1 protein-coding gene is annotated in these 321 nt (G+C 27.4%); it reads right to left on the bottom strand.

Annotation, left to right across the window (positions count from 1 at the left end; all coding sequences use genetic code 11):
• Nucleotides 1-246 (bottom strand): hypothetical protein (locus tag DWX28_RS19690; RefSeq protein ID WP_199611887.1); only part of this gene is annotated, 246 nt, incomplete at its 3' end.
• Nucleotides 247-321 lie beyond the last annotated feature (75 nt).

Below are 321 nucleotides of genomic sequence, written 5' to 3'. Positions count from 1 at the left end.
TAAATAATAATCTTCATATTCTTTATTATCCAAATTTCCATAAATTGTACTTGCCAAATCGTTTAAGCTCATTTTTGAAATCGTCAGATTTTGATTTGGAGATATCTTTATTTTTTTATTCACATTTACATATATTGTATTCTTCTCTAATTCTTCCCAATTTGATGAAAATTCAAAAATATAGTCATCCGTATCTTCTGTATCTGCAGTATCCATTTCTGTTGGATCAAATAACCATACTTTCATTTTTATATCTGCTGTATTATCTTTAATAGTTGTATCTTCCAACCTATAATGACAAACCTGACCATCTGTTCCGTT

The organism is Blautia sp. AF19-10LB (assembly GCF_003461245.1).
Taxonomy (GTDB): Bacteria; Bacillota; Clostridia; order Lachnospirales; family Lachnospiraceae; genus Blautia_A; species Blautia_A intestinihominis.
The sequence above is the reverse complement of the archived record's forward strand: the minus strand, read 5'-3'. Positions and strand labels throughout refer to the sequence as shown.